Genomic DNA, 26,672 nt, shown 5'->3' with positions numbered 1-26,672 from the left:
GATGCCGCTGACGCCCGCCGACGTCCACAACGTCGCGTTCAGCAAGCCCCCGATCGGGAAGCGGGGGTACAACGAGGACGAGGTCGACGCGTTCCTTGACCTGGTCGAGGCCGAGCTGGCTCGCCTGATCGAGGAGAACGAGGACCTGCGCGAGCAGGTCTCTCAGCTCGAGCAGCGCCTCGGGAACGCGCAGGCCGACCTGGAGGAGGCCCGCTCGCGGCCTGCTGCGATGAGTGCGGTGTCGCCGCCAACTCAGCAGATCCAGCGGCAGGAGCCACCACAGCGCCCGTCGTTCGGTGACGCCGCTGAAGGTGGCGACAGCCACGTCCAGGTCGCGAAGGTCCTGAGCATGGCCCAGGAGATGGCAGAGCGGCTCACCGCCGAGGCCAAGTCCGAGGCCGACGCGATGCTCACGGACTCGCGCACCAAGTCCGAACAGCTCCTGTCGGAGGCCCGCGCCAAGTCCGACGGCCTCGTCAACGACGCCCGTGCCAGGGCCGAGACGATGCTCAACGACGCGCGCACCCGGGCCGAGACCCTCGAGCGCCAGTCGCGCGACAAGGCCGCCACGCTGGTCGGTGACGCCGAGCGCAAGCAGGCCGAGATCATCGGCACGATCACGCGCGACAAGTCGGTGCTCGAGAAGAAGATCGACGAGCTACGCACGTTCGAGCGCGAGTACCGCACCCGACTCAAGACGTACCTGGAGTCGCAGCTACGCGACCTCGGGGAGCGTGGCTCCGCCGCGCCGTCCGACAGCCGGTCCAGCTCGAACGGCGGATACGCCTCCACCGGCTACGGCCAGCGCGCCGACGCCGGGAGCTGACCTCGACCGACCCCGGGTGGTGTGGCCGAAGAGGCGCCACACCTCCGCAAGACGGAGTGAGACGTGCTGCTGCTGGTCCTGATCCTCGTTCTGATCGCCTTCGGCCTGCTGGTCGTGGCGCTGCTGTCAGGCAGCGTCCTGTGGGCCTGGGTGTCCGTCGGTGTGAGCGTCGCCGCCGCGGCGGTGTTGCTCATCGACTGGCTGCAGCGGCGGAGCGCGGTACGGGCCGGTGCGGAGGCAGCCGCGGCCCATGTCGCGGAGCCTCCACGCGTACGCACTCACGACCCGGAGCCGGTCACAGAGGTGCTTCCGGTCATCCCGCGGTCGGTCGACGTCCCCGGCCGCGCCGGTGAGGGACCGACCGGTGACCGGTACGACGACACCTCGGACACCACGAAGACCGTCGTGATGCCCGTCGTGCAACCGTCCGCCTCTGCGGAGCTACCGTCCAGCGCTTCCAGCGAGAACACCGCGTCGAGCGGTGATTCGTCACTCAGCGTGACTAAAACGGGTGTCCCGACTACTGCCTCCACCCTTTCGACGGGCACGTCCGATGAAGGCTCCGCCGGGGACGACGCGGCCACAACGGTCGCCCCCGCCGCCGGGCAGAGCGCGTCCACGCCGCCCACCGAGGCCGTCACGAGCGGCCGATCGGACGCCGCGGACCAGAGCGACCAGAACCCGGTCACGGCGGCGTCCGCGGCCCGCGAACCGGAGGGCGCGCCCGAGGAGAAGGGCGGCGCCGACGCCGCGCCGTCCGCGGGCGAGGCGCCGGCCGGGGAGGAGGCCCCTGCGGCCCCCGAGACCGCGGCCGCCGGCGTCGAGGCGGCAGGAGACGCGGACGCGGCCGCCGAGCCTGCGGGGGAGCAGAAGGGTGCTGACACCCCGGCAGCCGCCGCGAACGGCGCGGCCGCCGATGCCGGTGCCGATGCCGCGCCACCCGCGGCCGATGCTGAGCCGCCGGAGGAGGAGCAGCGTGATCCCGCTGCGGCGGCGGTCGTCGCTGGGCTGGAGGCCGAGGTGCTCGTCGTCGACGAGCAGCCGCGGTACCACCTGAGCAGCTGCCGCGCCCTCGCCGGGAAGGCCACGATTCCGCTGCCCGTCCGCGAGGCCGTCGAACTGGGCTTCACCCCGTGCGGCTGGTGCACCCCGGTCCGCACGCTCGCCGCCCAGGAGCCGGCCACCAGGTAGCGGAGGAGCGCGCTGACCGCGCGATCTTGCGGCAGCTCACGTCCCCGGTTTCGGCTGGCGCACTCCGCTTCCGCCCACGCCTCCCGTCGATGGGCCGCGTCGGCGCAGACCGGGTGCGTGAGCCGGAACGGCGGTGCGCAGCACGTCGATCAAGGCGTCGAGTGCGTCCGACCAGGCATGGGCGGCTGGGGTGGCGTACCCGACCGCGATGCCGCCAGGCCGGGTCGGCCGGTCGTCCTGCCAGGCCGCCCGCATCCCGGCGATCCGCACGCCGCGTCCGGCGGCCGTGCGCAGGACCTCTTCCTCGGTCGGTCCCCCGATCGGGAGCTCCAGCAGCAGCTGGACGCCGACCGCGGCCCCGCTTACGCGGACCTCGGCACGATTCCTGGCCCGGCGCGGCACACGACCTCCCGGTGGATCGGCAGGCACGGGTCCTCCATTGCGATGGCCGCGCACCCGCGGTCGTGAAGGACCCGCGCGATCAACCTGAGCGCCTGCATGAAACCGGACGTGATCACAATCCTGTCCGGGTCGGTGATGACGCCCCGGGTACGGCCCAGGTACTCGGCGAGCGCCGAGCGCAGCTCTGGGCGCCCCCTCGGGTCGCCGATCGCGAACGCCGCCGTCTCCACGCGGGGCAGCACGGTGCGCGCGGCGCGCAGCCACGCCTGCACCGGGAACGCCGAGACGTCCGGCCGTCCCGGCATCAGGTCGTGCCGAACCGGCGGCACCGGCGGGACGGCCCTCGTCCGGCGTTCCGCGCGATTCCCGGAAGGGACGGGCATGTCGGCGATCACGGTGCCGGCCCCGCGCCGCGCGGACAGGTACCCCTCCGCGACGAGCTGGTCATAGGCCGCGGTGACAGTGCCGCGGGCCACCCCGAGCTCCCCGGCGAGGACACGGGTCGGCGGCAGCCGGGTGCCGGGTGCCAGGCGGCCCTCCCGGACCGCTGCCCGCAGCGCGCGTTCCAGCCCGGCTCGACTTCGACCCGGCCGCGTCCGGCCGGGTCGAAGTCGAGGTGCAGGTCGAGACCGCCTCGCACATTGGCCCACTCAGAAGGCATGAACTTGGGCCATATACCAACTGTGCCAATCGCTCCTAGGGTCGAAGCATGGGGACCGAATCGACCGAACGAGTCGCCGCCGGGACGGAACTGGCCGACCGGCTGCGCACGCTGCACGTGCCGGGCAAGCCGCTGATCCTGCCGAACGTGTGGGACGCCGCCGGAGCTCGCGCGGTGGTGGCGGCCGGCTTCCCCGCCGTCGCCACCGCAAGCGCCGCGATCGCCCCGACTCTCGGCTACGACGACCACGAGAACACGCCGCCGGACGAGATGTTCGCAGCCGTGGCCCGGATCGCTGCGGCCGTGGACGTTCCGGTGACCGCCGACATCGAACGCGGCTACCGGCTGCCCGCCGAAGAGATCGCCGCCCGGCTGCTCGCCACCGGCGCGGTCGGCTGCAACCTGGAGGACTCCGACGCCCGGACCGGCGAGCTCGTGCAGGTCGGGGAACAGGCGCAGCTGCTCGCAGGCGTCCGGGCGGCCGCCCCCGAACTGGTGATCAACGCCAGGGTGGACGTGTTCCTGCACGGTTCAGGATCGCGCGAGGAACGAATCGCCGAGGCGGTGCGCCGCGGAAAGGCGTACGCCGATGCCGGCGCCGACTGCGTCTACCCGCTCGTGGTCGACGGGTTGGACCTCGCCGTGGCTCGGGCACTCGTCGACGAGATCGGCGTGCCGGTCAACTTCGCGTACCTGCCGGGCGGGCCATCGCTCACCGAACTCGTCGAGGCCGGGGTCGCGCGGATCAGCTTCGGGCCGGGGCTGTTCCGGCTGCTGCACGGCCACCTCGAAGCCGCGCTCCGCACCATCGCGGCAGGCGGCGATCCCTACTCGCGGTGAGTTTCCCGGGTTTGGCGGGCCTGGGCGGTATCGGGTTCGTGCTGGTGGGGATCGCCATCAACATCGTCTATGTCCGCGCCCGGCTGCCGCTGCCGGTGTCGGGCAGGAGCCTCGACGAGGTCACGGACGACTTCGCCACGGTGGGCGACGCGCTGAAGAGGCCATCGGTCCTCGCGCCGGCCACGTGGCTGTTCCTCACCCTGTTCGCCGCAGGCCTGCTCGCCGTGCTGTGGCGCGACGGGCCGGGGACCGGGGCGTGGGCGCTGGTCGGCTTCGCCGGCGTGCTCATGCAGAACGTCACGTTCACCTGCGTGGAGGCGCTCCGGTTCGGTATCGCTTCGGCTGCTCGGCCAGCCCGTACAACGTCGACGGGAGGAACCGGATCGCGCTCGTCGGCCTGATCGGTTGGCTCGGATGGGTCACGTGGATCGTCAGCTACAGCATCGTCCTGCTGCGCCTTTGATCTCGATCGTCGTCTGTGGGAGGTCTCGTGCGACCACCGCACAGGCCATGCCGTCGCCCGACGCGATGCCAGCGGCCGCGTCACGGTCACCGTTCGGCTGAACGCCCCACAGCGCACCCCATAGCGTGCGCTGTCCTCGCGGGGGCGGGACATGGCGAGCGGTGCGAAGCCGGACACGACCATGAGCCCTCGGAATACCGGGTGGCGCCATGGCGCTACCCTTGTCACACAGGCGCTGATCCGGCCATCACCGGGGAGCCTCCGGAAGAAACGTCCCTTCGGGGCGGAGTAGAACCGGACGGGAGCGGCCCGTCACAGCCGTCCGAACGAGAGGCCGTCCCGCTACGGGACGGCAAGCGGGGTGGTACCGCGGCGCTCGCGTGAGCGTCGTCCCCGTGCCGGCAGCAGCACCAGCCATGCACGAGGAGCACCACCGCAGATGAGCGCCCGCTACCCCTCGGTTCCTGCGCACCCGTCGTTCCCCGCGCTCGAGCGTGTGGTCCTCGACGCCTGGGAGCGCGACGACACGTTCCGCGCCTCGGTCGACGCCCGTCCCGTCGGCGAGAACGGCAGCAACGAGTTCGTCTTCTACGACGGCCCGCCGTTCGCCAACGGCCTGCCGCATTACGGCCACCTGCTCACCGGCTACGTCAAGGACGTCGTGCCGCGCTACCAGACCATGCGCGGCAAGCACGTCGAACGCCGGTTCGGCTGGGACACCCACGGCCTGCCCGCCGAGGTCGAGGCCGAGCACCAGCTCGGGATCAAGAGCAAGGCCGAGATCGACGAGATGGGCGTGGCCGCCTTCAACGAGGCCTGCCGCTCGTCCGTGCTGCGTTTCACGGGGGAGTGGCGCGAGTACGTCACCCGCCAGGCCCGCTGGGTCGACTTCGACAACGACTACAAGACGCTCGACCTGGACTACATGGAAAGCGTCATGTGGGCGTTCAAGACCCTGTGGGACAAGGGTCTGGTCTACCAGGGCTTCCGCGTCCTCTGGTACTGCTGGCACGACGGCACGCCGCTGTCGGCCACCGAGACCAAGATGGACGACGTCTACCTCGACCGGCAGGACCCTGCCGTCACCGTCGGGCTGCGGCTGCACGCGCCCGGATCGGACCTCGACCGTGCGCTCGCGCTGATCTGGACCACCACGCCGTGGACGCTGCCGTCGAACCTGGCGATGGCCGTGCACCCCGAGGTCGAGTACGCCCTGGTGGCCGTGAACGGGGAGCGGTACGTGCTCGCCGCCGCGCGGCTGGCCGCCTACGCGCGCGAGCTCGGCGAGGAGCCGGACGTCATCCGGACGTTCCGCGGCTCGGAGCTGCTCGGCCTGTCCTACACCCCGCCGTTCGACTTCTTCACCGGCTGGGAGAACGCCCATCGCGTGCTGGCCGCCGACTACGTCACCACCGACGACGGCACCGGCCTCGTCCACATCGCGCCGGCGTTCGGTGAGGAGGACAAGGTCGTCACCGACGCGGCGGGCATCCCGGTCGTCGTTCCGGTGGACAGCAAGGGCGAGTTCGACGAGCGCGTGCCGCCGTACGCCGGCATGCAGGTGTTCGACGCCAACCCGCACATCGTCGCCGACCTCAAGCACGGCGCCCCGCACGTGCTCGGGGTGCTGCTGCGCCACGAGACCTACGACCACCCGTACCCACACTGCTGGCGCTGCGGGAACCCGCTCATCCAGCGCGCCGTGGACTCGTGGTTCGTGCAGGTCACCGCTTTCCGGGACCGCATGGTCGAGCTGAACGAGCAGATCACATGGGTGCCGGGGCACATCAAGGACGGCCAGTTCGGCAAGTGGCTGGAGAACGCCATCGACTGGTCGATCTCCCGCAACCGGTACTGGGGCTCGCCGATCCCGGTGTGGGTGTCCGACGACCCGGCCTACCCGCGCACCGACGTCTACGGCTCGCTCGACGAGCTGGAGCGCGACTTCGGCGTGCGGCCCACAGACCTGCACCGGCCCTACATCGACGACCTCACCCGGCCCAACCCCGACGACCCGACCGGCAAATCGACGATGCGCCGGGTGCCGGAGGTTCTCGACTGCTGGTTCGAGTCCGGCTCGATGCCGTTCGCCCAGGTGCACTACCCGTTCGAGAACGCCGACTGGTTCGAGCACCACTACCCTGGCGACTTCATCGTCGAGTACAACGGGCAGACCCGCGGCTGGTTCTACACGCTGCACGTGCTGGCCACGGCGCTGTTCGACCGGCCGTCGTTCCGCTCCTGCGTTGCGCACGGCATCGTGCTGGGCGACGACGGGCAGAAGATGTCCAAGTCGCGCAAGAACTACCCGGACGTCAACGAGGTGTTCGAGCGCGACGGCGCCGACGCCATGCGCTGGTTCCTCATGGCCAGCCCGATCCTGCGCGGCGGCAACCTCGTCGTCACCGAGCAGGGCATCCGGGAGGGCGTCCGCCAGGCGATCCTGCCGCTGTGGAACACGTGGTACTTCCTGTCGCTCTACGCAGGGCGGCGGGGCGTGCGACGCACCGACTCGCCGCACGTGCTGGACCGGTACGTCCTGGCCCGCACCGCGGCGCTCGTCGACGAGCTCACCGCGGCGCTCGACGTGTACGACATCGCCGGCGCGTGCGAGCGGGTGCGGGACCACGCCGAGACGCTGACCAACTGGTACGTCCGGCGGTCGCGGGACCGCTTCTGGGCAGGCGACGCCGACGCGATCGACACCCTGCACACCGTCCTGGAGACGACCTGCCGGGTCGCCGCCCCGCTGCTGCCGCTCGTCACGGAGAAGATCTGGCAGGGGCTCACGGGGGAGCGGTCGGTGCACCTGGTCGACTGGCCGGCAGCAGACGAGCTGCCCCACGACGACGCCCTCGTCACCGCGATGGAGCGGGTGCGGCAGGTGGCCTCTGCCGCGCTCTCGCTGCGCAAGGCGCGCGGGCTGCGGGTGCGGCTGCCGCTCGCCCGGCTCACGGTGGCCGCCGCCGACGCCGAGTCGCTCGCCCCGTTCGCCGACATCCTGCGCGACGAGGTGAACGTCAAGGACGTCGCCCTGACCACCGACGTCGCTGCCCACGGGCGGTTCGAGGTGGCCGTCAACGCCCGCGCATGCGGGCCGCGGCTGGGTGGCGACACCCAGAAGGTGATCCGCGCCGTGAAGTCGGGGGAGTGGGCTCGCAACGACGCCGGCACCGTGACCGCGGCGGGCATCGAGCTGCTCGAGGGTGAGTTCACCGAGAAGCTCGTGGCGGCCGACCCGGAGTCGACCACGGCGCTTCCCGGCTCCACCGGCCTGGTCGTGCTCGACACCGCGATCACACCGGAGCTCGCCGCCGAAGGCACGGCGCGCGACGTCGTGCGCGTGGTGCAGCAGGCCCGCCGCGACGCGGGGCTCGACGTCGCCGACCGGATCGGCCTCACCCTCGACGGCCCGGCCGCCGTGCTCGACGCGGTGCGCGCCCACGAGGCGTTCGTCGCGGGGGAGGTGCTGGCGACGAGCGTGTCCTACGGGTCGGCACCCGAGCCGACCCTGCGCGGCACGGTCGCATCCCCGGACGGCACGAGCGCCGAGCTCGCCGCCCTGGTGGCGCGCGCCTGACCCGCGAGTCGCGCTCTCGATGCACGCGAGTCGCGGTGTGAGTGCACGCGAGTCGGGCTCTGGGTGCACGCGAGTCCGGGTTTCGGGCACGTCGAGTGGTCGTGGTCTCGGTACGGGCCGGCGCAGGGGCGCCGGCCCTACTCGACCGCCGGAGTTCGCCCACGCCGCGCCCCGCGTCCGGACCCGGGTCTCGCGGTGACGGCGCCTGCCGGCGACGGCATGCGGATTGCCGTGCGCGTCCGCCCCGGTGCCCGCCGGGACGAGGTCGGCGGAACGTGGGCGGGCCCGCGTGGCCCGGCCCTCGTCGTGGCCGTGCGAGCGCGGGCCGTCGAGGGTGCGGCGAACGCTGCCGTCGTGGCGGCGCTCGCCACGGCGTTCGGGGTGCGCCGCGGTGATTTCGAGATCGTCGTCGGGGCGCGCGGGCGGGACAAGGTCGTCGCGGTGCGTGGCGATCGGACCGCGCTGACCGCCCGGTTGGCCGAACTCATGGCCTGATCGGGCTGTCCGGCGGGCGACCGGGAGGCATACTCGTCACCCATGGGGGGACCGGCGGCCACGCGGTGGGCCGAGCTCCAGGAGGGTCGCGGGATCCCGCCGGAGATCCTCGCGCGGGCGCCCGCCGACCCGTGGCACCACGAGGTCACCTTTTTCACACCCCCTGCCGAGCCCGTCGACACGCCGTCCCTCCGGGCCGCGCAGGCGCTGCTGCCCGACGGCGGCAGCGTGCTCGACGTCGGCTGCGGCGGCGGTGCGGCGTCGTTCGCGCTCGCCGGCAAGGCGGGCCACCTCACCGGCGCCGACCAGCAGCAGGACATGCTCGACGCGTTCGCAGCCGAGGCAGGCGCCCGCGGCATCCCGCACCGGACGGTGCTCGGCAGGTGGCCCGGCGCCGCACCCGAGGCCGGCACCGCCGACGTGGTGGTCTGCCACCACGTGCTGCACAACGTGGTGGACCTCGTGCCCTTCCTCGCGGCGCTCACGGCGGCGGCCCATCGGGGCGTCGTGGTCGAGATGATGACGCAGCACCCGATGGCGTGGCTCGACCCGCTCTGGGTGCGCTTCCACGACCTGCACCGGCCCCGCCCCGCCACGGCCGACGACGCGGCCGCCGTGCTGCGCGAGATCGGCGTCGACCCCGTCGTGCGGCGGTGGGAGCGGGAGGTGCCGCCCCGGCAGGACCCGGCGTGGGTCACCAGGAGGCTGTGCCTGCCGGAGGAGGCCGTGCCCGAGGTGGCCGAGGAGCTGGAGCGGCTGGACCAGCCCCGAACGGCCGCCACGCTCTCCTGGACGGTCGCCTGACCGCTCAGCGGGTGGGGCGGACGGTCACGTCGCCGTCGACGCCGTTGACCCGCAGGGTTCGGGTGGAGGTCGAGTCGAGCGGCACGAGCACGCGTTCCTCGCCGGCGTCGGTGTTGGCGTCGACGCGGTAGGTCGTGTCGGCCGGCACGGCCAGGTCGACCTCGCCGCTGGCCGTGGTGACCTCGACCGATCGCGGGGGCACCACCAGCTCCAGCCGCACGTCGCCGGTGTCGGAGGTGGCCATGAGCTCCTCGGCGCGCAGGGCCTCGCCGGTGATCTCGCCCTCGCTCGTTCGCAGGTCGAGCGGGCCGCTGAGGTCGACGGCGGTGATGTCGCCGGTCAGGCGGTCGACCGTCAGGGGCCCGGTCAGGCGGCTCGCGGCGACGTCGCCGTCGATGCCGTCGATCATCACCTCGAACCCGGGCGGCACCTGGACCTCGTGCCGGACGTCACAGCGGACGGCGAGGAACTCGCCGCAGCGGGCGCCCAACCGGATGCCTGCGGGGGTGGACTCCTGCACGATCTCGGGTTCGCCCAGCCCGTGCCGGACGACCGTGTACACGTGGACCTGCCCATCGGGGCTCGGGCCGAGCGTGACGTCGCCGTCGGCGTCGACCACGAGCCGCTCGGTGGCCGGGGCGAACGCGTTGGTGCGTTCGACGGTCCTGGTCACCACCTCGGACAGCAGCGCGAACGCGCCCGTGCCGCAGACCAGCACGACCATGAGCACGGCGGCGGTCACCACCGCTGGATGCGCCTTCGCGGGCGCGGGTGCGATCACCGGTCAGTCCTCCAGATACTTGAGCACGGCGAGCACGCGCCGGTGGTCGGTGGGCGCCGCGGGGAGGGCGAGCTTGCCGAAGATCCCGCTGATGTGCTTCTCGACCGCGCCCTCGCTCACCACGAGCTCAGCGGCGATCCCGGCGTTGGAGCGGCCCTCGGCCATCAGGGCGAGCACGTCGCGCTCCCGCCGGGTGAGCGCGGCGAGTGGCGCGGCCCGCCGCGAGCGGGCGAAGATCTGCGAGACGACCTCGGGGTCGAGGGCGGTGCCGCCCGCCCGTACGCGGTGCAGCGCCTCGACGAACGTCTCGACGTCGGCCACGCGGTCCTTCAGCAGGTAGCCGACGCCGCGGGTGTCGCCCGCGAGCAGCTCGGTGGCATATCGCTCCTCCACGTACTGCGACAGCACGAGCACGGCCACCGCGGGCCACCGGGACCTGATCACCAGCGCAGCGCGCAGCCCCTCGTCGGAGTGCGTGGGCGGCATCCGGACGTCGGCGAGGACGACGTCGGGCTGTCGCGCGGCGACCGACCGCAGGAGCGCCTCCCCGTCGCCGACGGCATCCACCACCTCGAACCCGGCCTCGGTGAGCAGCCGCGAGAGCCCTTCTCGCAGCAGCACCGAGTCCTCCGCGACAGTGACCCGCGCAGTTGTCATCGAGTCAGTGGTCACGGGGTGAGCCCTGCCGGCGCGGTGGGGAGCTCGACCGTGAGCACGGTGGGCCCGCCGACGGGGGAGTCGACGCGCAGCTGGCCGTCGACCCCGGACACGCGGTCGGCGAGGCCGCGCAGGCCGGTGCCGCGGTCGGGGTCGGCGCCGCCTACACCGTCGTCGGTGACGGTGATCCAGACCGGCCCGCCGCGCTCCCGGCGCACCGCGACCGAGGCATGGGATGCGCCGGAGTGGCGGGCGACGTTGGTCAGTGCCTCGGCCACCACGAAGTAGCCGATCGCCTCCACAGTGGAGCTGGGGCGCTCGTCGATCTCGACGGTGAGCTGTACCGGCACCGGGCAGCGCACGGCGATCGCGGAGAGCGCCGCGTCGAGGCCGCGGTCGGTGAGCACGGGCGGGTGCAGGCCTCGGATGAGCCCGCGCAGCTCGGTGACGGCGTCCTTGGCCTGCTGGTGGGCGTCGTCGAGCAGCTCGCCGACGGCCGAGGGGTCCTTCTTGTACCGCGATTTCGCTCTGCCCAGCGTCATCCCCAGCGCGACCAGCCGCTGCTGGGTGCCGTCGTGCAGGTCACGCTCCAGCCTGCGCCGCTCCGCCTCACCCGCGTCGACGACCCGGGCGCGGCTGCGCTCGAGCTCGTCGACGCGGCGCGCGAGTGCATCGGGCACCGGGCCGAGCAGGGCGCGGGCGATGGCGGTGTCGACGGCCGTGAGCGCGCGCAGCACGGCGGGGGCGGCGAGCAGCAGGACGAGGCCGAGCCCGGCGAGCATCGCCCGCCCCGCCCTGGTGTCGACGAACGGGATCCCGTACGTGACGGTGCCGTCGGCCGGGCCCGCGATGGCGAGCAGCGGCATGGCCAGCAACGCGAGCGCACCGGACAGCAGTGCGTAGGTGATCCCGCTGGTGAGCACCCCGACCGGCGCGGCGATCAGCTGGTGCAGCGCGCGCCTGCGCACACCGGGGTCGCGCCACAGGACCCCGCCGTAGCGCAGCGGGTTGGGCTGGAAGGCCGGCAGGGGATGCACGCCGATCTCGACGCCGAGCAGCATGCGGTAGCGCGCGCGTTCGAGGCGGGCCATCCCGGCGCTCACCCACGCGGTGACGATCCACACCGGCACCCCGGCCAGCGCGAGCGGGAACAGGGCGATGCTGAAGAACAGCCCCATGCCCAGCACGAACGCCGACGCCGTGCCGACGACGACGTCGAGCAGCAGGTGGGCGGCCGAGAGCCAGGTGGACGGCGCCACCAGCGCCCGGAGCGGGTCGCGGTGCGGCGGGGGTGCCGCGGGGGCGCCCTCCACGGGCGACGCGATGACCATGCGAGCAGGCTAGGGAGCCGGAGCGGGGGGACACCATCCCGCTCGTCCCCCGGGCTGGGGTGGGGACAACCCCCCGTCCGCGCTGTCAATCGGAGTGGGGCCGGCAGCCGGGCCGTCCCGCGCCCGCCCGAGGAACGCCGCGACCCGGTCCCGGTCGTGCGGGTTCGCCGGGACCTGCACGACCATGAGCAACTCGGGGTGCTCGACCGGCCGGAGCTGGAACATCTCCAGCTCCAGTGGCCCGATCGCCGGATGGTCGACGGTGATGGTCGCGGGCCGGAACTCGCGGACCGGGTGCTGGGTCCACCACAGCCGGAACTCGGGGCTCTCCTCGGCCAGCCCGGCGACGATCGCGGCGAACCGGGGGTCGGCCGGGCGACGCCCTGCAGCGGCGCGGAACTGCCCGAGCACGGCCCGCGCCGCAGGCTCCCAACGACCGAGTCGAGCCCGGCTCCCGGCATCGGTGAACATCATCCACAGCAGGTTGCGGCGGTCCTCGGGCAACGTGGCTGGGTCGTGGCGCAGCTGCCGGTACGCGTCGTTCCAGACCACGTAGTCCAGGTGGACGTCGTACACGGAGGCGATGCTGGGAGCCGCCGCGTCGACCAGGCGCTGCAACCGGTCGCGCACCACCTCCACGGCCCCGACGGCCGGGTCGGTGGCCAACCCGCCCAAGGTGCGAAGGTGCCGGTGCTGGGCCGGATCGAGCCGTAGCGCGCGAGCCAGGGCGTCGATCACCTGCTCGGACGCGGTGACGTTGCGCCCCTGCTCCAGCCAGGTGTACCAGGTGACGCCCACTCCGGATAGCTCGGCGACCTCCTCGCGGCGCAGCCCGGGAGTGCGCCTGCGGCCGGGGTGCTGATCCGCCGGGAGCCCGACGTCCGCGGGGCGCAACCGGGCCCGGCGCGATCGCAGGAATGCGCCCAGCTCGGCCTGGCGGGCGGCCCGGTCGCTGCTCACGTCGATGCGGGCTCCTCACCGATCATGGAACGTCGTCGACGCTAGCAGTCCCAGTACCAGGACCGCCCACGTCGTGGCTGGCTAGCGTTCCGGTGATCGGCGGGGACCCCGCACCGCACGACCGAGCACGAGAGCGAGTCGATGTGACCGACGGACTGGTACTGCCTCCCGGCGCCGGCACGAAGATCCAGAACATGACCCTCAAAGTCGGTGCCGAGCAGTCGACGATCTGGTCGGCGTTCGAAGCCGACGTCGCCCCGGGCTTCGACGTGGGCGCCCACCTGCACGCCGAGGCCGAGGAGGTGTTCTACGTCCTCGACGGCGAGCTCGACCTGCTCGCCTTCCACCCCGTCGGACGGGCCGACGGCGACTGGCGCAGCTGGGAGTCGGCCTCCGGCGCAACCACCCACCGCGGTGGCCCGGGCAGCTTCATGTTCGTCCCGGCCGGCTGCCCGCACGCCTTCTCCAACCCCGGACCCGAGCCTGCCCGCATGCTGTTCCTGGTGTCGCCTGCCGGGCACGAGATCTACCTGCGTGAACTTGGGGAGCTGCTGGGCCGCGGGGGGCCACCGGACCCGGAGGCGATCGCCGCCCTCCGCCTCCGCCACGACATCCAGCAGCTCACCGCACTCACCACCCGCCCACCCGCCGCACCGCGGCACTGACCAGCTCCCCCCGCCCGCCACGGGTGCCCACCGACTGAGTTACCTGTGGCAGGCCCCGCGACCTGCGCCGATACCGTGTGCGGGCGGACGTGGGCGCGGAGGTGGGCATGGCGAGCCTGGAGATGGTGCTCGGCGTCGCGGCCGCCGTTGTGCTGCTCGGGGTGTTCGCCGTGCGGGTCTCGGTCCGCCTCGGGCTGCCCTCGCTGCTGCTCTACCTCGGGATGGGGATCCTCCTCGGCGAGTCCGTGGTCGGCATCCAGTTCTCCGACGCCCCGCTCACCGAGTCGATCGGGTGGGCTGCGCTGGTACTGATTCTCGCCGAGGGCGGGCTGACCACGCGCTGGAAAGCCGTGCGGCCGTCGCTGGGCGTGGGCGTCGCGCTCTCGACCATCGGGGTGGCCGTCAGCATCGGCGTGGTCGGGGTGGCACTGCACCTGCTGCTGGGCCTTGACTGGCGGGCCGCGTTCCTGTGGGGCGCGGTTCTGGCCTCCACCGACGCCGCCGCCGTGTTCAGCGTGCTGCGCGGGGTGGGTGTCTCACCGCGGCTGGCCGGGGTGCTGGAGTTGGAGTCCGGCTCCAACGACGCGCCCGTTGTGATCGCCGTCGTCCTGCTGGCCTCCGACGATCCCATCACCTGGCTCACACCGGCGCTGGTGGCGTACGAGCTGGCAGCGGGCGGCGTGCTCGGTGTGCTCTTCGGGCTCGGCGGGGCGTGGGCGCTGCGCCGAGCCGCACTCCCCGCCACCGGCCTGTACCCGCTCGCGACGCTCGCCGTCTGCGTCCTCGCCTATTCGGCGGGGCAATTCGCGCACGCGTCGGGCCTGCTCGCCGTGTACGTCGCGGCGCTGGTACTAGGCAACGCCGACCTCCCGCACCGGGGCGACGTCCGATCGTTCGCCGAGGGGATGGGCTGGCTGGCCCAGATCGGGCTGTTCGTGCTGCTCGGTCTCTACGCATCGCCGCCCCGACTGGTCGACGCGATCGTGCCGGCGCTCGTGGCGGGGGTGGTCCTCATCGTCGCCGCGCGCCCGCTGTCGGTGCTGGCCGCCGCGGCGCCGTTCCGGGTGCCGTGGCGGGACCAGGCGTTCCTGTCGTGGGCCGGCCTGCGCGGGGCGGTGCCCATCGTGTTCGCGCTGGTCGCGTTCATCGAGGGAGCACCGAGCGGACAGGCGTTGGTGGACGTCGTGTTCGTGCTGGTCGTGGGGCTCACCCTGCTGCAGGGCACCACGCTGCCGTTGGTCGCGCGCCTGCTGCGGGTGTCGCGGGAGGCCGAGCCGCGGGAACTCTCCGTGGACGCCGCCCCGCTCGACCAGATGTCCGCCGACCTGCTGCAGATCCAGGTGCCGGCGGGGTCGCGACTGCGTGGGGTATACCTGCGCGAGCTGCGCCTGCCCCGTGGCGCGATGGTCAGCCTCGTCGTGCGGAACGGACAGGGCTTCACTCCCACCGACGACACCCGGCTGCGCGAGCGCGACCAGCTGCTCGTCGTCACCACGGCCAAGGCGAGGAAGGCCGCCGAGGACCGGATCCGGGCCGTCGACCAGCGCGGTCGCCTCGCCCGCTGGCACGCCGGGCGGGAGTCGACGGACGGTAGGGGATGATGGCGGGTGTGAGTGAGCACGCGAGTCAGCGATCAGAATCGGGATCAGAGCCGGGTGAACTGTCGGCGAACCCGACCGGACCGAAGGTCCGCCTGTTGTCCCTGATCGCCGTGGCCGTGCTCGCCCTCGACGTCGTCACCAAGGTGGCGGCCGTCGCGCAGCTCGAGGGCCGCGCGCCGGTGGAGATCCTCGGTGGCCTGGTCTACCTGCAGCTCATCCGCAACCCCGGCGCCGCCTTCTCCCTCGCCACCGGCTACACGTGGGTGCTCACGATCGTCGCGATCGCCGTGGTCGTGGTGATCGTGCGCGTGGCGCGGCGGCTGCGCTCCACGGGATGGGCCGTCGCGCTCGGGCTCGTGCTCGGCGGCGCTCTCGGCAACCTCATCGACCGCCTCTTCCGCGCACCCGGCCCCCTGCACGGGCACGTCGTCGACGTCGTGTCGCTCTTCGCGCCCGACGGGCGGGTGTGGCCGGTGTTCAACCTGGCCGATTCCTCGATCGTCTCCGGGGGTGTGTTGCTCGTGCTGCTCGCCCTGCTCGGCAGGGAGCTCGACGGCACGCGCACCGCGTCGAAACGGCCTGGCCGCGAGCAGGCCGGGAAGGGTGAGCCGACCGGTGAGTGACACCCGCCAGCTCCCGGTCCCGGACGGCCTCGACGGCATGCGCGTCGACGCCGGCCTGTCCCGGCTGCTGGGCCTCTCCCGTACGGCGGTGGCCGCGCTCACCGAGGACGGCCGCGTGGACGTCGACGGGCGCGCCGCGGGCAAGTCCGACCGGTTGACCGCCGGCGCTTGGCTCGAGGTGCGGCTGCCCGACCCCGAGCCGGTCACGCCCATCACGGGCCCTGAGGAGGTGGTCGCGGGGCTCACCGTGCTGCACGCCGACGACGAGATCATCGTCGTCGACAAGCCGGTCGGGGTGGCGGCGCACGCGAGCCCCGGCTGGACCGGTCCCACCGTGCTGGGCGGGCTCGCCGCGCTCGGCTACCGCGTCTCCACATCGGGCGCCGCCGAGCGGCAGGGCATCGTGCACCGGCTGGACGTCGGCACCACGGGGGTGATGGTCGTCTCGGCGGCCGAGCACGCGTACACGGTGCTCAAGCGGGCGTTCAAGGAGCGCACGGTCGACAAGCGCTACCACGCCGTGGCCCAGGGCCACCCCGACCCGTCCAGCGGCACGATCGACGCCCCGATCGACCGGCATCCGCGCCACGACTACAAGTTCGCGGTCGTGGCGGGCGGCAAGCCCAGCGTCACCCACTACGACACGATCGAGGCGTTCCGCGCGGCGTCCCTGCTGGACGTGCGGCTGGAGACCGGGCGAACCCACCAGATCCGGGTGCACCTCGCGGCGCTGCGCCACCCCTGCGTCGGCGACATCACCTACGGGGCCGACCCGGTGCTCGCGAAGCGGCTCGGGCTGCAGCGGCAGTGGCTGCACGCCCGCTCGCTCGGCTTCGAGCACCCGGCCGACGGGCGCTGGGTGGAGTTCACCAGCCCTTATCCCGCTGACCTCGAGCGAGCCCTCGATCTGTTGCGCGACTGACCCCCCGGGGGGATCGGTTCAGCGCCGACGTCGGACACTGGGGGGTCGGACGTCGCCATGAGCAGGGGGTGAAGCGTGACCGGGCGGGCCAGGGCGGGGGTGCTGGCAGCGTGTGCGGTGGTCGTGCTGCTCGCGGCCTGGTACGCGGGTGCTCAGGTCCCCGCGAGCGTACCGGCGCCCGTCACCGGGTCCGTGCGCCTCGGCCCGGAACCGGGGGAGGAAGTGGCCGCCTACCTGCAGCGGCTGCCCGCCGAGCTGCCCGCGCCCGGCACGGCGGCGCTCGCGCTCGTCCAGTTCACCGCAGAGCTGCCGGCGTCGGCTGCTGTCCCGGCCGTCGCGGGCACGACGCCCGTGACGGCGGTGCTGCGGGTGCCGATGCCCCGCGTGCAGACCGCGTTGCGGTTCCAACCCCTCGAGCAGGGCATGCCGGTGCCCGCCGCGCTCGACGCCGCGCGGCGGCGCGCGCAGGAGCAGGCCGCCGCCGATGCGCAGCGGCAGGCCGGACGGGCGGCGGACGTGGCAGCGGCGGAGGCCATGGCCTTGGCCGACCCGGCAACGCCGTGTGTGCTCGCGCTCGTCGTACAGGCCGAGCGGGCGGGCTTGGACGCCATGGCCGCGCGACCGGACGTGCGTGCCGTGCACGCGGCGCCCACCGGGGTGACCGCGCGCGAGCTGGCCCTCTCGCCGCTGCTCCCGGAACAGGTCGAACATGCCGACCCGCTGCCGGACGACGGGCAGCCGCCCTCATGAGGCCGCGTCACCCGGCAAGGGGATGGGGGAATACCCCCGGATGGACTCGGTGGAGATCCTGATGTCCGTCTCAGAGCTGGGCTGGCACGGTATGCCCATGACGTCGACCGGGGGGAGCGGGCGGGAGTCCGCCGGCGTGGTGTGGTCGGGGGAGTCGATCGTGACGGCGTCCGTGATCGTCGCGCTCCTCCCCATCGGGTTCCTGCACATGAGCACGATCGGGTCGCTCGATCCGCTCACGACGGTGATCAGCGACTACGTGTTCCAACCCGGCGGCTACGCGCTGCTCGGTGGCGCCGCGATCAGCATGGCGGTGGCCTGCGTGGCGCTCGCGACGGGCCTGCGGCGCGCAGGCCTGCCCGACCCGCGGGTTCCCGCCCTGCTCTTCGTCAGCGCCGCCGTGGCGCTCGTGCTGGTGGCGCTGTTCCCGACCCACACCCCCGGCACCCCGCCCGGGCTGGTGTCCACCCTGCACCGGACCGCGGGCGGCTGGGTGTTCGCGGTGCTGCCGCTCGCTGCGCTGCTGGTGGCCGTGCGCGCCCGGTCGGCACCCGCATGGCAGCCGGCGGCGGTTCCGCTGAGCTGGGCGGCCGCGATCGCGGGCGTGATCAGCATCTTCTTTCTGCTGAATCATGTTCCGATCGTTATCGCGGGTTCACCGGTTTTTCCCTTCCTCGGTGGGGTGCAGCGTGTTCTCTATGCAGCAGTGATGGTGGTGCTGGTGATGGCGGCCCGGGCGACCCGGCTCGCGGCAGAACGCGTCCTCGACCCGGTCCCCGTGTCCCCGAGGCTGCGGGGTGCCGCATGATCAGGACGATCAGCGAGCTCGCCGGACCATGGCTCGCCATCGCGCTCGCGCTCCTCGGCGCCGCGTGCTTCGCCGGGGCCGCGGTCCTGCAGCACAGCGCCGTCGCCGCCGGATCGCGCCGCGAGGAGGACGACCGGCCGGGCAAGGTGCTGTCGCTGCGCGGTCTGCGCGAGATCACCCGCCGTCCAGGATGGCTGGCCGGGCTCGCCCTCGCCGGAGGGGGGTCCGTGCTGCACGCCACGGCGCTCGTACTCGCGCCGCTGTCGGTCGTGCAGCCGCTCGGGGTGCTCGCCGTCCCGATCGCGGTGCTGCTCACCGCGATGCGCACCGACCGCAGGCCCGCGCCGGGCGTGCTGGTGGGGGTGCTTCTGACGATCGCGGGCGTCGCCGTGTTCGTCGGTGCCGCGGCCGGCACCGCCGTCAGCTCGCCCCCGCCCGACCAGGCCACCCTGATCGCAAGCCTCGTCGTCGCCGCTGCGGTGCTCGCGCTCGCCGGGCTGGGACTCGCCCGCTCCGGCTGGGTCCGATGCGTCGCGTGCGCGACGGCGGGTGCAGCGGCGTTCGGCCTGGTGTCGGCGCTCGTCAGAGCGGTGTCACAGTCGGTCATCGCGGGCGACGTCGGGCCGCTCGAACTGCCCGTGCTCGCCGCGGTGGCCGGCGCGGGGGCCGCGGTGCTCGTCGGCGGGTGGCTCGTGCAGCAGGCGTTCGCGTCCGGACCGCCCGAGGTGGTCATCGCCTGCCTGACCGTCGTCGACCCGATCGTCGCCGTGCTGCTCGGCGCCGTACTGCTCGGCGAGGGCGTCGCGACGCCCGCCGAGACATGGGTGCTGCTGGCCGGCGCCGCGATCACCGCAACGGCGGGCGTGATCGCGCTCGCCCGCCACCACCCCGATGCGGCGGCCGCGCGCGCCGCCCGCACCGGCCCGGGTGCCGCGGCAGCGCCGCTGCCGGCCCCACCGTCCCAGTCGTCCGATTCGTCCCAGCCGGACGCGCAGGCGCGCCCGGCCGATTCCGTGCACCGCCGGTGATCCCCAGCACCGGTCACCATCCCGAGAGGACACATGCCGTGAAGCCGCTTCGGATCCTGATCGGCGCGGAGACGTACCCGCCCGACGTCAACGGCGCCGCCCGCTTCGCCGAGCGCCTCGCCACCGGACTCGCAGGGCGCGGACACGAGATCCACGTCGTCGCCCCGTCACCCACCGGGCCCGCGTCGCGTGAGACCCGCGACGGCGTCACCGTCCACGGCGTGCGCTCCTACCGCTACTACCAGCACGATGGCTTCCAGGTCTGCATGCCGTGGGAGGCCTTCCCAGCCACCACCGCGCTGATGGACGAGATCGACCCCGACGTCGTGCACACCAACGCGCACATGGTCGTCGGGCGCGGGGTCGTGAAGGCGGCGCACCGCACCGGCCGCCCCCTCGTCGCCACCAACCACCTCATGCCGGAGAACCTCATCGGCTACAGCCCGATCCCACGGCCGCTGCGACGCGCGTTCAACAAGTGGGCATGGCACGACCTCGGCCGGGTCTTCGGCAAGGCCCAGGTCGTGACGGCGCCCACCCCGCGCGCGGTCGAGCTCCTCGTGCGGCACGCAGGCCTCGCCGACGCCTTCCCCGTGTCGAACGGGATCGACGCCGACCGGTACCAGACCATCCCGCACACCCCCGGCCCCGTTCCCACCGTGCTGTTCGTCGGGCGGCTCGACCAGGAGAAGCGGGTCGACGAGCTGATCAGGGCGTTCGCCGCGCTGCCTGCCGGGCTCGCCGCCCGGCTGGAGATCGTCGGTGACGGCGGGCGCCGCGAGGAGTGGACCGCGCTCGCCGCCGAGCTCGGCATGGGGGAGCGGGTGCGCTTCCGCGGCTTCGTCTCGGAGCAGGAGCTGCTCGAGGCGTACGCGGGCGCCGACGTGTTCTGCATGCCCGGCATCGCGGAGCTGCAGAGCCTCGTCACCCTCGAGGCGATGTCCGCGGGCCTGCCGGTGGTGGCCGCCAACGCCATGGCGCTGCCCCACCTCGTGCGGCCCGGCCGCAACGGCTGGCTCTACACCCCCGGCGACGTGCAGGAGCTCGGCACGCGGCTCGCCGCGCTGCTGGGCGACGCCGCCACCCGGCGCCGGATGGGCGCCGCGAGCCGCGAGATCGTGGCCGCCCACGGGGTCGAGGCCACCCTCGACCGGTTCGAGGGCATCTACGCCCGGGTGCTCGGCCGCGAGGCGGTGGGGGCATGGCGGGCGGCGTGACGCCGGTGATCGCTCCGAGATGAAGGCGGATCGCCCTGGTGGGGCGCTGAGCCGCACCTCGGAATGATCACGGGCGCCTCGCGCCCCGTTTCATGGTCATGTCGACGCCATGGGTGTTCGATCTTGGGCTGAGACCCATGGTGTCGATCTGATCATGTGAGGCGCGGCTTGGACGCGCCGTTCCCGCCAACTCGCGCCGGCATCAGCGGCGGGAGGACGCGACGCGCTCCAGGAGGGCCAGCAGGACGCGGGCGGAGGACTCCCAGCTGTAGCGAGCCGCCTGCGCCCGCGCCGCCGCGGAGCGCCGCTCCCACACCCCCGGGTCGTCGAGCTCCTTCACCGCCTGGACGAAGCCGTGGACGTCGTCCGGGTCGACGTAGGCAGCGGCGTCACCGCCGATCTCGCGGAACACCGGGATGTCGCTGACCACCAACGGTGTGCCCAGCGCCATCGCCTCGACCAGCGGGATGCCGAAACCCTCGTCCCGGGAGGCCGAGACGAGTGCCGTGGCGCCGCGCAGCACGTCCCGGTACGTCTCGTCGCTCGCGCCGTCGTGGAAGACGAGCGTCCCGCCCGGTGCGAGCGCGGTGAGCCGCGCGCGCTCGTCCGAGGCGATCCGGCTCATGAGGTGCAGCTCGTGGTGGGGGAGCGCCGGCATCGCGCCGGCCAGTGTGCCCACGTTCTTGTACGGCATGAACGAGCCCATGTAGACCAGCGCCCCGGTGCGCGGGGCGCGCGGCAGGTCCCGCGCCTGGTCGGGCGCGTTCGGCACCACGGTGACGGGGCGGCGGGTCAGGCCGTGCCGCGCGATCGCCGCCGCCGTCGTCTCCGAGACGGTGACGACGGCGTCGGCCCGGTTCAGCAGCGCCCGCTGCGGCCACCACGCGAGGTGGAAGAGCCGCCACAGCAGCCGGATCGGCAGGGTGAACTCCGGTGGCGGGGTGCGGTTGCGGTAGTAGATGAGGTCGTGCAGCGTGAGTACCAGCGCGTAGTCGCGGCCCCAGCTGCCCATCGTCTGCATGGGGGAGAACACGACGTCCGCGCCGATGCGGCGCACCTGCCGCGCGACGAGCGGCTCCCGGATGCTCGTGGGCGCGCTCACCCGGTGCCACGGCAGGTCCGGCAGGGCGGCGAGCTGGCGCTCGTCGCTCACCAGCAGCTCGACGCCGGGGTGCAGCGTCGCGAGCGCGGTCGCGAGGCCGACGGTGTACCGGCTGATCCCGTCGTGATGGCCGGTGCGGACGTACCGGCAGTCGATCAGAACCTTCACGGCAGCGCCGCGAGGAAGGCCTCGATCTCGCGGGCGACGGCCGCGGGCGCCTCGTAGTGGGCGAGGTGCCCTGTGGCCGGCACCACGGCGAGGCGGGCGTCGGCGAACCGCGCGGCCAGTGCCCGCTGGGCGGCGAGCGGGGCGATGTCGTCGCGTTCCGCGGCCACGAGGAGCGTCGGCACGCCCACCGCCGCCGCCGACTCCGCGACGTCGTGGCGCACCGACGCGTGGAACGCCTCCAGGAGCGTCTTCCGGTCGGCGAATGTGGAGAAGTACCGGCCGTGCTCGGCGTGGATCCATCGGCGCAGTGCCGCGTCGCGGGTGGTGGCCATGGCGACGCTCGCGATCCGCGTCATGAGCGGGTGGCGCAGCAGCCACGTTCCGGTGCCCTCCGGGAGCGCGCCCGCGAAGCGGTGGTAGGCGACCGTGAGCCCGGTCATGACCCGGCGCGGCCCGGCCAACGCCGATGCCGCGATGGGGTTGACGAGCACCAGCCCCCGTACCGCGGCGCCGCGAGCGACCGCGGCGGCCGTCACGATCGAGCCGAACGAGTGGCCCGCGAGCACCGCGTCGCCCGCCGGCGCGACGGCTGCGAGGAGCTCGCGCGTCCAGGCGGCGTAGCCGTCGATGTCGTGCCGGTCGGACGGCAACGCCTGCGACGCCCCGAACCCGGGCAGGTCGGGCACGATGACCTGGACACCGGCCCGCGCGCCGTCGAGGTGGGCGACGATCGGCTCCAGCCCGTGGTGGTCGCCCCGCAGGCCGTGGACGAACACGATCCGGCGGGCGGCGTCGTCCGGTCCGTACACCCACACCCGCGTGCGCCCGCCCCGCAGCTCGAGCTCCTCGCTGCGCACGAGAACCCGCGCGACGAGTTCGGCGTACGGCGAGGCGGACATCGGTACGAGTCTAGAGATCGTCGCTCCACGCACCCTTCGTCGGATCGCGCACCCCGTCTCAGCGCGCGCAACGCGTCGATGGGGCGTGTGGCCGACACGCCGGTCGGCGGGGTGAGCAGGGGGTTCGGCGGGGGCGGTACCGGGTTCGCGGAACTGTCGGGGGCCAGAGCTAGATTGAGCCGTCCCCAGCACCCTCGTCGCCCGGCGGCCACGCCATCGGGTGGCGGAGGTCAGGTTCTGCATGTTCGCGCGCCGCCCCGGCGGCGCCAGGAGGGAGCCCCCCACCCCATGGCGGCCAGCAGCACCGACAGCTTCGTCCACCTGCACACCCACACCGAGTTCTCCATGCTCGACGGGGCGGCGCGGCTGGACGACCTGTTCAAAGAGGCCGCGCGGATGGAGATGCCCGCGCTGGCGATGACCGACCACGGCAACGTGTTCGGGGCATACGAGTTCTGGCGCAAGGCCAACGCCCACGGCGTCAAGCCGATCATCGGGATGGAGGGCTACCTCTCGCCGGGGTCCCGCCACGAGCGCAAGCGCGCCACGCTGGGCGGCCAGCAGGTCAGCGACGACAACCCGGGCGAGATGTACACCCACATGACGTTGCTGGCCGAGAACACGGAGGGGATGCACAACCTCTTCCGGCTCTCGTCACTGGCGTCGCTCGAGGGCTACTACTACAAGCCCCGCATGGACCGGGAGCTGCTGGAGACCTACGGCAAGGGGATCATCGCCACCACGGGGTGCCCGTCCGGCGAGGTGCAGCGGCTGCTGCAGCAGGACCGCTACGACGACGCCGTCCAGGCCGCGAGCGACTACCGCGACATCTTCGGCAAGGACAACTTCTTCTGCGAGCTGATGGACCACGGCATCGCGATCGAGAAGCAGGTCCAGGAGGACCTGTTCCGGCTGAAGAAGCAGCTCGACCTGCCGGGCCTGGCCACCAACGACCTGCACTACACCTACGCCGAGGACGCCAAGCCGCACGAGGTGCTGCTCTGCGTGCAGACCGGCAAGACCCTCGCCGACCCCAACCGGTTCAAGTTCGACGCACAGGACTTCTACCTCAAGTCCGCCGCCGAGATGCGGGCCCAGTGGGACCCGCAGTTCCCCGAGGCCTGCGACAACACGCTGCTCGTCGCCGAGCGGGTGGACGTCGGGTTCACCGAGGGCCAGGACCTCATGCCGCGCGCACCCGTCCCCGAGGGGGAGACGGAGGAGAGCTGGCTGGTCAAGGAGGTCGAGCGCGGGCTGCACAAGCGGTTCCCGAACGGTGTCACCGAGCGGTACCGCAAGCAGGCCGAGTACGAGGTCGGCGTCATCATCCAGATGGGGTTCCCCGGCTACTTCCTGGTCACGGCCGACCTCATCCAGCACGCCAAGTCCGTCGGCATCCGGTGCGGCCCCGGCCGTGGCTCCGCGGCGGGCTCGCTGGTGGCGTACGTCCTCGGGATCACCGACCTCGACCCGATCGAGCACAAGCTGATCTTCGAGCGGTTCCTGAACCCCGAGCGCATCTCGATGCCCGACATCGACATGGACTTCGACGAACGTCGGCGCGGCGAGATGATCCGCTACACGACGGAGAAGTACGGCGAGGACCGCATCGCGCAGATCATCACGTACTCCACGATCAAGGCGAAGGCCGCGATCAAGGACTCGGCGCGGGTGCTCTACGGCCAGCCCGGTTACGCGGTGGCCGACCGCATCTCCAAGGCGATGCCGCCCGCCGTGATGGGCAAGGACATCCCGCTCTCCGGCGTCTTCGACCCGTCCCACAAGCGCTACTCGGAGGCCACCGAGGTCCGGGCGCTCTACGAGGCCGACCCGCAGGTCAAGGAGATCATCGACACCGCGCGGGGCCTGGAGGGCCTCAAGCGGCAGTGGGGTGTGCACGCCGCCGGCGTGATCATGTCGAGCAAGCCGCTGATCGACGTCATCCCGATCCAGCGCCGCGAGGCCGACGGCGCCATCATCACGCAGTTCGACATGGGCGCCTGCGAGACGCTCGGGCTGCTGAAGATGGACTTCCTCGGCCTGCGCAACCTCACGATCATCGACGACGCCCTGGACAACATCGAGCTGAACGGCAAGCCGAAGCTCGAGATCGAGAGCGTCGCGCTCGACGACCCGAAGACCTACGAGCTGCTCGGCCGCGGCGACACGCTCGGCGTGTTCCAGCTGGACGGCGGGCCGATGCGCGACCTGCTCCGCCGGATGGCGCCCACCGAGTTCGACGACATCTCCGCGGTCGGCGCGCTGTACCGGCCCGGCCCGATGGGCGCCAATGCCCACAACGACTACGCCGACCGCAAGAACGGCCGGCAAGAGGTCACGCCCATCCACCCGGAGCTGGCGGAGCCCCTCAAGGACATCCTCGGCGAGACCTACGGCCTGATCGTCTATCAGGAACAGGTCATGGCGATCGCCCAGAAGCTCGCGGGCTACACACTCGGCAAGGCCGACCTGCTGCGCCGCGCCATGGGCAAGAAGAAGAAGGAGATCCTCGACAAGGAGTACGAGGGTTTCGCCCAGGGCATGAAGGACCACGGCTACTCGGCCGCCGCGGTCAAGACGCTGTGGGACATCCTGCTGCCGTTCTCCGACTACGCGTTCAACCGCGCCCACTCCGCGGCGTACGGCCTGGTCTCGTACTGGACGGCGTACCTCAAGGCCAACTACCCGGCCGAGTACATGGCCGCGGTGCTCACGTCGGTCCGCGACGACAAGGACAAGGCCGCCGTCTACCTGGCGGAGTGCCGCCGCATGGGCATCACCGTGCTGCCGCCGGACGTCAACGACTCGGTGCGCAACTTCGCGCCCGTCGGCGACGACATCCGGTTCGGCCTCGGCGGCATCCGCAACGTCGGCGAGAACGTCGTCGACGCCATCGTGGCGGCCCGCAAGGAGAAGGGGGCGTTCACCGACTTCTCCGATTTCCTGCGCAAGGTCGACGCGGTGGTCTGCAACAAGAAGGTCATCGAGTCCCTGATCAAGGCCGGCGCCTTCGACTCGCTCAAGCACCCGCGCAAGGGCCTGCTGCTCGTGCACGCCGATGCCATCGACGCGGTGATGACCACCAAGAAGGCCGCCTCGATGGGGCAGTTCGACCTGTTCGGGTCGATGGACGGCTCGGGCCCGTCGGAGCTCGACGCCGTGTTCGATGTGAAGGTGCCCGACGACGAGTGGGACAAGAAGCACCGGCTGGCCGTCGAGCGGGAGATGCTGGGGCTCTACGTCTCCGGCCACCCGCTGCAGGGGCTGGAGCAGGTGCTGCTGTCCAAGTCGGACATGTCGATCTCGTCGATCCTCGAGGGCTCGTCCGACGGCAGGATCTCCGACGGCCACCAGGTCACGATCGGCGGCATCCTCACCGGCGTGAACCGGCGGGTGAACAAGAACGGTGAGCCGTGGGCGTCCGCGCAGCTGGAGGACCTCGCAGGCGGCATCGAGGTGCTGTTCTTCCCGCGCACGTACCAGGTGGTCGGCGTCGACGTGGCCGAGGACGCGATCGTGCTGGTCAAGGCAAGGGTCAACAAGCGCGACGACCGCGTCTCGCTGATCGTCGCCGACCTCGCGGTGCCCGACCTCTCGTCGGGGGCCGGCGGTGCAGGTGCCCCGGTGAAGGTGAGCATCCGCACCGAGCTCGTCACCCCGCAGCGGGTGTCGAAGCTCAAGGAGGTCCTCTCCCACCACCCGGGCACGTCAGAGGTACACCTCAACCTCCTCTACGGCGGCAAGACCACCACGTGGAAGCTCGACGACGGGCTCAAGGTCACCCACTCGTCGGCGCTGATGGGCGACCTCAAGGCGCTGCTGGGCCCTGGCTGCCTGGGCTGACCGACTTCACACACCCACTGCGGGCTTCACACAAGGCCGGCCCTGTGTGAAGTCC

The 26,672-nt window shown here is 72.6% G+C and carries 24 protein-coding genes; 16 read left to right on the top strand and 8 right to left on the bottom strand.

Going from position 1 to position 26,672, the window contains the following annotated elements:
- The first annotated feature begins 1 nt into the window (after window position 1).
- On the top strand, window positions 2–826 hold the full coding sequence (locus K1T35_RS30240; protein WP_220255199.1) for a DivIVA domain-containing protein: 825 nt from the start codon (window positions 2–4) through the stop codon (window positions 824–826).
- A 63-nt stretch (window positions 827–889) separates the two neighbouring features.
- The gene (locus K1T35_RS30235) at window positions 890–2,017 is read left to right on the top strand and encodes a hypothetical protein (RefSeq protein ID WP_220255198.1); all 1,128 of its coding nucleotides are present in this window, start codon (window positions 890–892) and stop codon (window positions 2,015–2,017) included.
- Between the two features lie 36 nt (window positions 2,018–2,053).
- Here K1T35_RS30235 and K1T35_RS30230 read toward each other — a convergent pair whose 3' ends face one another.
- Window positions 2,054–2,419, bottom strand: coding sequence for a hypothetical protein (locus K1T35_RS30230; RefSeq protein WP_220255197.1), 366 nt, complete (start codon window positions 2,417–2,419; stop codon window positions 2,054–2,056).
- Complete coding sequence (locus tag K1T35_RS30225) at window positions 2,380–3,069, bottom strand: aminotransferase class I/II-fold pyridoxal phosphate-dependent enzyme (protein ID WP_220255196.1); 690 nt, start codon at window positions 3,067–3,069, stop codon at window positions 2,380–2,382. The genes K1T35_RS30230 and K1T35_RS30225 overlap by 40 nt, the downstream gene beginning before the upstream one ends.
- Before the next feature lie 59 nt (window positions 3,070–3,128).
- Here K1T35_RS30225 and K1T35_RS30220 point away from each other — a divergent pair, with 59 nt between their 5' ends.
- From K1T35_RS30220 to K1T35_RS30200, 5 genes are all read left to right on the top strand, one after another.
- Window positions 3,129–3,920: an isocitrate lyase/phosphoenolpyruvate mutase family protein gene (locus K1T35_RS30220; RefSeq protein WP_220255195.1), complete on the top strand. Its 792-nt coding sequence runs from the start codon at window positions 3,129–3,131 to the stop codon at window positions 3,918–3,920.
- Entirely contained in the window at window positions 3,917–4,321 is a 405-nt protein-coding gene (locus tag K1T35_RS30215; protein WP_220255194.1) for a hypothetical protein, read from the top strand. Before K1T35_RS30220 ends, K1T35_RS30215 begins: the two co-directional genes overlap by 4 nt.
- A 501-nt stretch (window positions 4,322–4,822) precedes the next feature.
- Complete coding sequence (gene ileS / locus K1T35_RS30210) at window positions 4,823–7,963, top strand: isoleucine--tRNA ligase (RefSeq protein ID WP_220255193.1); 3,141 nt, start codon at window positions 4,823–4,825, stop codon at window positions 7,961–7,963.
- A gap of 195 nt (window positions 7,964–8,158) precedes the next feature.
- Entirely contained in the window at window positions 8,159–8,458 is a 300-nt protein-coding gene (locus tag K1T35_RS30205; RefSeq protein ID WP_370645160.1) for a DUF167 domain-containing protein, read from the top strand.
- A gap of 42 nt (window positions 8,459–8,500) precedes the next feature.
- Window positions 8,501–9,262, top strand: a complete 762-nt coding sequence (locus K1T35_RS30200; RefSeq protein ID WP_220255192.1) for a class I SAM-dependent methyltransferase — start codon at window positions 8,501–8,503, stop codon at window positions 9,260–9,262.
- A gap of 4 nt (window positions 9,263–9,266) precedes the next feature.
- Here the strand turns inward: K1T35_RS30200 and K1T35_RS30195 are convergent, their stop codons facing one another.
- The 4 genes from K1T35_RS30195 to K1T35_RS30180 are packed head-to-tail and all read right to left on the bottom strand — an operon-like array spanning window position 9,267 to window position 12,991.
- Complete coding sequence (locus K1T35_RS30195; protein ID WP_220255191.1) at window positions 9,267–10,043, bottom strand: DUF4097 family beta strand repeat-containing protein; 777 nt, start codon at window positions 10,041–10,043, stop codon at window positions 9,267–9,269.
- Between the two features lie 3 nt (window positions 10,044–10,046).
- Entirely contained in the window at window positions 10,047–10,700 is a 654-nt protein-coding gene (locus K1T35_RS30190) for a response regulator transcription factor (protein WP_220255190.1), read from the bottom strand.
- A gap of 11 nt (window positions 10,701–10,711) precedes the next feature.
- Complete coding sequence (locus K1T35_RS49145) at window positions 10,712–12,031, bottom strand: sensor histidine kinase (protein ID WP_255620904.1); 1,320 nt, start codon at window positions 12,029–12,031, stop codon at window positions 10,712–10,714.
- Window positions 12,032–12,040: 9 nt separating this feature from the next.
- Window positions 12,041–12,991: a helix-turn-helix transcriptional regulator gene (locus tag K1T35_RS30180; protein WP_220255189.1), complete on the bottom strand. Its 951-nt coding sequence runs from the start codon at window positions 12,989–12,991 to the stop codon at window positions 12,041–12,043.
- Window positions 12,992–13,134: 143 nt separating this feature from the next.
- On the opposite strand from K1T35_RS30180, the gene K1T35_RS30175 reads away from it, so the two are divergent.
- The 8 genes from K1T35_RS30175 (at window position 13,135) to K1T35_RS30145 (ending at window position 20,605) form a co-directional block, all read left to right on the top strand.
- A complete protein-coding gene (locus K1T35_RS30175; RefSeq protein WP_255620903.1) occupies window positions 13,135–13,656 on the top strand; it encodes a cupin domain-containing protein in 522 nt (173 codons plus the stop codon).
- A gap of 107 nt (window positions 13,657–13,763) precedes the next feature.
- Window positions 13,764–15,257 carry a potassium/proton antiporter gene (locus K1T35_RS30170; protein WP_220255188.1) on the top strand — a complete coding sequence of 498 codons (1,494 nt, stop codon included), beginning with the start codon at window positions 13,764–13,766 and terminating at the stop codon, window positions 15,255–15,257.
- Window positions 15,258–15,352: 95 nt separating this feature from the next.
- Window positions 15,353–15,880 (top strand): signal peptidase II, encoded by a 528-nt coding sequence (gene lspA / locus K1T35_RS30165; RefSeq protein ID WP_370645159.1) that lies wholly within the window; start codon window positions 15,353–15,355, stop codon window positions 15,878–15,880.
- A gap of 37 nt (window positions 15,881–15,917) precedes the next feature.
- The gene (locus tag K1T35_RS30160) at window positions 15,918–16,802 is read left to right on the top strand and encodes an RluA family pseudouridine synthase (protein ID WP_220262940.1); all 885 of its coding nucleotides are present in this window, start codon (window positions 15,918–15,920) and stop codon (window positions 16,800–16,802) included.
- 75 nt (window positions 16,803–16,877) lie between these two features.
- Entirely contained in the window at window positions 16,878–17,552 is a 675-nt protein-coding gene (locus K1T35_RS30155) for a hypothetical protein (protein ID WP_220255186.1), read from the top strand.
- A 97-nt stretch (window positions 17,553–17,649) separates the two neighbouring features.
- Window positions 17,650–18,360: a DUF998 domain-containing protein gene (locus K1T35_RS30150; protein WP_220255185.1), complete on the top strand. Its 711-nt coding sequence runs from the start codon at window positions 17,650–17,652 to the stop codon at window positions 18,358–18,360.
- Window positions 18,357–19,388 (top strand): hypothetical protein, encoded by a 1,032-nt coding sequence (locus K1T35_RS49140; RefSeq protein WP_255620902.1) that lies wholly within the window; start codon window positions 18,357–18,359, stop codon window positions 19,386–19,388. Before K1T35_RS30150 ends, K1T35_RS49140 begins: the two co-directional genes overlap by 4 nt.
- Window positions 19,389–19,426: 38 nt before the next feature.
- Window positions 19,427–20,605 carry a glycosyltransferase gene (locus tag K1T35_RS30145; protein ID WP_255620901.1) on the top strand — a complete coding sequence of 393 codons (1,179 nt, stop codon included), beginning with the start codon at window positions 19,427–19,429 and terminating at the stop codon, window positions 20,603–20,605.
- 202 nt (window positions 20,606–20,807) lie between these two features.
- On the opposite strand, the gene K1T35_RS30140 is transcribed toward K1T35_RS30145, so the two are convergent.
- Both K1T35_RS30140 and K1T35_RS30135 read right to left on the bottom strand, forming a co-directional pair.
- A complete protein-coding gene (locus K1T35_RS30140) occupies window positions 20,808–21,875 on the bottom strand; it encodes a glycosyltransferase family 1 protein (RefSeq protein ID WP_220255183.1) in 1,068 nt (355 codons plus the stop codon).
- Window positions 21,872–22,774: an alpha/beta fold hydrolase gene (locus tag K1T35_RS30135; RefSeq protein ID WP_220255182.1), complete on the bottom strand. Its 903-nt coding sequence runs from the start codon at window positions 22,772–22,774 to the stop codon at window positions 21,872–21,874. Before K1T35_RS30135 ends, K1T35_RS30140 begins: the two co-directional genes overlap by 4 nt.
- A gap of 288 nt (window positions 22,775–23,062) precedes the next feature.
- Here K1T35_RS30135 and dnaE point away from each other — a divergent pair, with 288 nt between their 5' ends.
- Window positions 23,063–26,617: a DNA polymerase III subunit alpha gene (gene dnaE / locus K1T35_RS30130; protein WP_220255181.1), complete on the top strand. Its 3,555-nt coding sequence runs from the start codon at window positions 23,063–23,065 to the stop codon at window positions 26,615–26,617.
- The last annotated feature ends 55 nt before the right edge of the window (window positions 26,618–26,672 follow it).

Source organism: Pseudonocardia sp. DSM 110487 (assembly GCF_019468565.1).
In the GTDB taxonomy this organism is placed as follows: domain Bacteria; phylum Actinomycetota; class Actinomycetes; order Mycobacteriales; family Pseudonocardiaceae; genus Pseudonocardia.
This window is presented reverse-complemented; position numbering and strand designations above follow the sequence as displayed.

Excerpts from the sequence above, each read along its gene's own strand:
- K1T35_RS49145 (WP_255620904.1), bottom strand. The coding sequence starts at position 12,031 with ATGGTCATCGCGTCGCCCGTGGAGGGCGCCCCCGCGGCACCCCCGCCG.
- K1T35_RS30190 (WP_220255190.1), bottom strand. The coding sequence starts at position 10,700 with ATGACAACTGCGCGGGTCACTGTCGCGGAGGACTCGGTGCTGCTGCGA.
- dnaE (WP_220255181.1), top strand. The coding sequence starts at position 23,063 with ATGGCGGCCAGCAGCACCGACAGCTTCGTCCACCTGCACACCCACACC.
- K1T35_RS30220 (WP_220255195.1), top strand. The coding sequence starts at position 3,129 with ATGGGGACCGAATCGACCGAACGAGTCGCCGCCGGGACGGAACTGGCC.
- K1T35_RS30240 (WP_220255199.1), top strand. The coding sequence starts at position 2 with ATGCCGCTGACGCCCGCCGACGTCCACAACGTCGCGTTCAGCAAGCCC.
- K1T35_RS30200 (WP_220255192.1), top strand. The coding sequence starts at position 8,501 with ATGGGGGGACCGGCGGCCACGCGGTGGGCCGAGCTCCAGGAGGGTCGC.
- K1T35_RS30135 (WP_220255182.1), bottom strand. The coding sequence starts at position 22,774 with ATGTCCGCCTCGCCGTACGCCGAACTCGTCGCGCGGGTTCTCGTGCGC.
- K1T35_RS49140 (WP_255620902.1), top strand. The coding sequence starts at position 18,357 with ATGATCAGGACGATCAGCGAGCTCGCCGGACCATGGCTCGCCATCGCG.
- K1T35_RS30160 (WP_220262940.1), top strand. The coding sequence starts at position 15,918 with ATGCGCGTCGACGCCGGCCTGTCCCGGCTGCTGGGCCTCTCCCGTACG.
- ileS (WP_220255193.1), top strand. The coding sequence starts at position 4,823 with ATGAGCGCCCGCTACCCCTCGGTTCCTGCGCACCCGTCGTTCCCCGCG.
- K1T35_RS30150 (WP_220255185.1), top strand. The coding sequence starts at position 17,650 with ATGACGTCGACCGGGGGGAGCGGGCGGGAGTCCGCCGGCGTGGTGTGG.
- K1T35_RS30170 (WP_220255188.1), top strand. The coding sequence starts at position 13,764 with ATGGCGAGCCTGGAGATGGTGCTCGGCGTCGCGGCCGCCGTTGTGCTG.